1 pseudogene is annotated in these 598 nt (G+C 37.1%); it reads left to right on the top strand.

What is annotated here, in order from left to right:
• Positions 1-70: 70 nt before the first annotated feature.
• Positions 71-598: pseudogene (locus LRP81_RS23155) on the top strand (transposase); the annotation flags it as partial.

The following is a 598-nucleotide window of genomic DNA, read 5'->3' on the forward strand; positions in this document are numbered from 1 at the left end:
AGTTACTAGGCAGGTCTACAGGCTTTTTTTGTCGAATAAATATAGTAAGTCAGTTTGAGGGGTGTTAAAGATGTTATCAAAACAATCGATGGAAGGGCGCTATCAAGTTTCCATGATAGCTTTTGATCAAATTGTTCCTGAGAACCACCTAGTACGTAAGATTGAAAAGGTCATGGACTTTACCTTTATTTATTGATTTGGTGGAAGATAAATATTCTATGGACAATGGGCGACCAAGCATCGACCCTGTTGTCTTAATTAAAATGGTGTTCATTCAGTATTTATTTGGAATTCGATCTATGAGACAAACAATTCGAGAGATTGAAACCAATGTGGCGTACCGCTGGTTCTTAGGTTTTGACTTTGATCAACCAATTCCTCATTTCTCTACCTTCGGTAAGAACTACACCCGCCGGTTCAAAGATACTGAAATCTTTGAAAGCATCTTCTACCACATCTTAAATGAAGCGATGAAAAAAGGATTCGTTGATCCCTCTGTAGCCTTTATTGATTCGACTCATGTGAAAGCCAACGCCAATAAAAAGAAATTTACGAAAGAAGTCGTGAATGTAGAAACAAAGTGTTATCAAGAACAATT

It is taken from the genome of Sutcliffiella rhizosphaerae, from assembly GCF_917563925.1.
Taxonomy (GTDB): Bacteria; Bacillota; Bacilli; order Bacillales; family Bacillaceae_I; genus Sutcliffiella_A; species Sutcliffiella_A rhizosphaerae.